At 70.0% G+C, this 4,306-nt stretch carries 5 protein-coding genes; 3 read left to right on the forward strand and 2 right to left on the reverse strand.

Annotated elements, in window-relative coordinates; translation table 11 throughout:
• Positions 1–604 (reverse strand): M50 family metallopeptidase (locus tag K789_RS0110410; protein ID WP_024366703.1); only part of this gene is annotated, 604 nt, incomplete at its 3' end.
• Positions 601–996, reverse strand: a complete 396-nt coding sequence (locus tag K789_RS0110415; RefSeq protein ID WP_024366704.1) for a TraR/DksA family transcriptional regulator — start codon at positions 994–996, stop codon at positions 601–603. The genes K789_RS0110410 and K789_RS0110415, both read right to left, overlap by 4 nt.
• Positions 997–1,171: 175 nt before the next feature.
• Here K789_RS0110415 and K789_RS0110420 point away from each other — a divergent pair, with 175 nt between their 5' ends.
• The 3 genes from K789_RS0110420 to K789_RS0110430 form a co-directional block, all read left to right on the forward strand.
• Entirely contained in the window at positions 1,172–1,705 is a 534-nt protein-coding gene (locus tag K789_RS0110420; protein WP_024366705.1) for a hemerythrin domain-containing protein, read from the forward strand.
• A 9-nt stretch (positions 1,706–1,714) separates the two neighbouring features.
• Entirely contained in the window at positions 1,715–3,871 is a 2,157-nt protein-coding gene (malQ, locus tag K789_RS0110425; protein WP_024366706.1) for a 4-alpha-glucanotransferase, read from the forward strand.
• 15 nt (positions 3,872–3,886) lie between these two features.
• Positions 3,887–4,306, forward strand: a 420-nt coding sequence (locus K789_RS0110430) for an alkaline phosphatase family protein (RefSeq protein WP_237739570.1), incomplete at its 3' end; no start/stop codon positions are given.

Genomic DNA, 4,306 nt, shown 5'->3' on the forward strand with positions numbered 1-4,306 from the left:
CCAGCCGGTCCCGGCGCCGCAGGTGCACGTTGGCCAGCTTGCCGAGGTCGCGGACCGCGGCGACCAGCAGGGCCAGGCCGAGCACGATCATGACATGGCCGTTGAGTTCGGGCGGAACGAAAAGCACGAGCAGGGCGGCGGCGAGGACCGCGGCGGCGGTGATGAGCAGTCCGATGGCGTTGCGGATGAACAGGAACGAGGCCAGCAGGATCAGGGTTCCGAGCGACATCGCCGCCGGGCCCCAGCCGTTGAAACCGCTCCAGACCATGGCGGCGCCGACAACGGCCGGCACCGGGTAGCCCCAGAAAGTTGACCAGACGGCCGCCAGGGGGCGCCGGCTGTACGTGGTGGTGGTGCCCGAGTGGTCCAGGCCGAGGCGGATGCCGCCGAGGCGTTGTCCGGTCATCAGCGCGGCGAAGGCGTGGCCGAGTTCGTGGGTCACAGTGGCCAGCAGACCGAAGTACCGCCACGTCACACGGGGCAGGGAGAGCACGACGGCGACGAGGACCACCAGCACGAGTTCGGTGCCGGTGACGTGCGGGACAGGGGAGTGGGTGAATCCGGCGACAATCCGGCTCCACCAGGTTTCGGCCGCGTCGGTCATGCCGTTGTTCGTCCTGCCCGTCCGGGTGCTCCGGCGCTGCCGGGGGCGCCCGCGCTATGCCGGATGCAGTACGGTGTCCACGGCCTGGCCTCCAGCCGGCCCTCCGCGATCTGTTCCCCGCACACGGCGCAGATGCCGTACGTGCCGGCCTCGATCCGTTCCAGGGCCGCCTCGATCTGCGCAAGGCCCTGCCGGCTCTGTTCCAGCAGGGCTGAGGCCTGCGACAGCTCAAACGCGATCGTCGCGCCCTCGGGATCGTGTTCGTCGTCGACGTTGGAATCCTGCCGGGCGGCGTTCACCGAGGTGATGTCCCGGCTGAGCGCGGGAAGGAGGGCAAGTTTCCGGCGGCGCTCCTCCTGGAGGAGAATCCGGAACCGTACGACGTCGACCATAGGCTGCAAGGTTAGCGCGGACGCTGTGGCCGCGCCTAAAGCTGGGTACGGCCGCACGGGTTGGGGCCGAAAGGCCCGGTTCCCGGCGGGAAGCCCGGCCCTACAGTGGGGAGACGAGCCTGCGTGGCCACAGTCTTCAGCAGTGCCCCCGGATCCAGCCGAAACAGGAGACGTCATGGATCAGCCAGCGGAGAACACCAAGAACGCCGAGGAGGAAGCCGGCGCCCTGGCGGCGGTGGAGCAGCACCATGCCGGCATGCTCAAGCGCCTCAATGCGCTGACGGACACGCTCACCCATGCCGTCCGGACGGGGAACACCGTGGCCGAGCATGCTGCGCACGAGGTCCTGGTGGAATGGTGCGAGACCGATCTCGTCCCGCACGCGCTCGCTGAGGAGGGGCCGCTCTACAGCGCGCCCCGGGAAACGCCGCAGGGAAAGCTGCTGGTGGAGGGGATGCTGGCCGAGCACCAGGTGATCGTGGGCCTGGTCGAGACACTGCGGGGATCCTCCGGGGTGGACTCCGCCGTGGCTGCCGGCTCCATCCGGAACATCTTTGCCCTGCACCTCGAGAAAGAAAACAGCCTACTGATGCCGTTCATCGTTGGGTCCCCCGAACTGTCACTCGCGCGCGCCGTCGAGGGCCTGCACGAACTGGTCGGCGAAGCCCACGTCCATCAACACGGGACGGGGCAAGCGGGCAGCGTCTAGAGTTGCCCCATGGCGGATGGAATGCACCACAACAGCTCCCCCGGCACGGCCGCACTGCTGAGGGAACTCGCTGCGGCCCACGGCGTGGGAACCTCCTACTGGGGCTGGGACGGCGTCGAACGCTCCGTCGCGGACAACACCCTGCGCGGCGTCCTGGCCGCCCTGGGCGTCCCGGCCGGGGAACCCGACGAGATGGAACGGTCCCTGGCGGAGGCGGAGCTGGCACCGTGGCGGCGCCTGCTGCCTCCCGTCGCCGTCGCCCGTGAAGGGCAGGAACTCCCCGTCAACGTCCACGTACCGCACGGCAGCCCCGTCAAAGTCTGGATTGCCGCGGAAGACGGCACCAGGTACGAGGTAGCCCAGCGGGACAACTGGGACGCACCGGTGGACCTCGACGGCGTCCTCACCGGCCGGGCGACCTTCGTGGTCCCGGGCCGGGTGCCCCTCGGCTGGCACACCCTGCTGGCGGACAACGACGGCACCCTGGCCCAGTGCCCGCTCATCGTCACACCGCGCAGGCTTGGCACGACCGAGGCGCTCGCCGGACGGCGGAACTGGGGACTGACCGCGCAACTCTATTCCGTGCGGTCCTCCCGGTCGTGGGGCATAGGTGACTTCGCCGACCTCGCGGACCTCGCCACGCTGACAGGTCAGGAGGGCGCTGGTTTCCTGCTGGTCAACCCCCTGCATGCCGCCGAGCCCCGGCCGCCGGTCGAGGACTCGCCCTACCTTCCCACGACACGGCGCTTCTTCAACCCCCTCTACCTGCGCGTGGAGGAGATCCCCGAATACGGCTACCTCGACCCGAAGGGCAGGGCCGAGGTGGAACGGCTGGCCAGCCGGCAGCACGCCGCCAACCACACCACCGGCCTGTTGGACCGGAACGGAAGTTTCGGCGCAAAACTGGCGGCCCTCGAGTTGTTGTTCGCTGTCCCGCGCGGCCCCGCCCGGACCCTTGCGTTCGCGGAATTCTGCACCGGGCAGGGGCAGGGCCTCGACGACTACGCGCTCTGGTGCGCCCTGGCGGAGAAGCTGCCCCCGGGTGCGCCGCAGTGGGCAGCGGAGGCATCCGCACCGGACACCGCGTACTGCCGGGAGCAGCGGGCCCTGCTCGCCGGCCGGATCGAATTCCACCGCTGGCTGCAGTGGCTCTGCGACCAGCAACTTGAAGCCGCCCAACGCTCCGCCCGGCGGGCGGGCATGGAAATCGGCGTCATCCACGATCTGGCGGTCGGAGTGAAACCGGGCGGCTCGGACGACTGGTCCCTGGCCGGCGTGCTGGCCAGGGACGTCACGGTCGGGGCGCCGCCGGACATGTTCAACCAGCAGGGACAGAACTGGACCCAGCCGCCCTGGCACCCGGGCCGGCTCGCCGAGTCGGGGTACGCCGCCTACCGGGACATGCTCAGGACCGTGCTGCGCCATGCCGGCGGGGTCCGGGTGGACCACATCCTGGGCCTGTTCCGGCTGTGGTGGATTCCGGCGGGGGCCGGGCCTGAGCACGGCACTTACGTCTACTACGACCACGAGGCCCTGATCGGCATCCTGGCGTTGGAGGCGCAGCGGGCCGGAGCGATCGTAATCGGCGAGGACCTGGGCGTGTTTGAGCCGTGGGTCCGGGATTATCTGGCGGAACGGGGGATCTTCGGCACGTCAATCCTGTGGTTCGAGCACGACGCCGACGGCCCCATTCCGCCGGAACGGTACCGGCAGCAGTGCCTGACCAGCGTCAACACCCACGACCTGCCCCCTACGGCCGGATACCTTGCCGGCGAGCACGTCACCCTGCGCGAATCCCTGGGCCTGCTGCGGCGTCCGGTGGAAGAGGAACGCGCGGAGGCCGCCGCCGAGCAGCAGGCCGTGCTCGGCCTGTTGCGGGAACGTGGTCTGTTGCCGGAGCCGGGCCACGTAGACGTGCAGGGCACTGTTGAGGCGCTGTACGCGTTCACCACGCTGACGCCCTCGTCCCTGCTGGGCGTCGCACTCGTTGACGCGGTGGGCGAAACCCGGACCCAGAACCAGCCCGGCACCAGCACGGAGTATCCGAATTGGCGCATACCGCTGGCCGGTCCGCGCGGGGCCGTCCTGCTCGACGCGCTGCAGGCCGATCCCCGTTTCCGCTCACTGGTCGGCGCCATCCGGTCCGCGCTGCCCGCGCACGAGTAGGGCGGTGGGGACGCAGTGAGGCGCGTTGGCGGTCCCGTCCCGGTCACCGTCCTTGCGCTGGGCCTGCTTCTGGCCGGGTGCACCGGTCCCGGGCCGGCGCCCTCCCCGGCGCCGTCGACGACGACGGGTACAGCGTCTCCGTCCGGTCCGGCCCGGCGCGCGGTGGACCATGTCGTCATCATCGTGATGGAGAACAAATCCGCCGACCGGATTCTGGGAGCCGATGACGCCCCGTACCTCAACAGCCTGGCGAAGGACTACGCCCTGGCCGGCAACTATCACGCCATCACCCGGCCCAGCCTGCCCAACTACATCGCCCTGACAAGCGGCACGACGGCCGGTATCACGAGCAACTGCGACCCCGCGGCCAACACCTGCCAGGCGGACGTGCGCACCATTGCCGGCGAAATCAGCAGGTCGGGCCGGGACTGGCGG

Source organism: Arthrobacter sp. TB 26, from assembly GCF_000427315.1.
GTDB lineage: Bacteria > Actinomycetota > Actinomycetes > Actinomycetales > Micrococcaceae > Arthrobacter.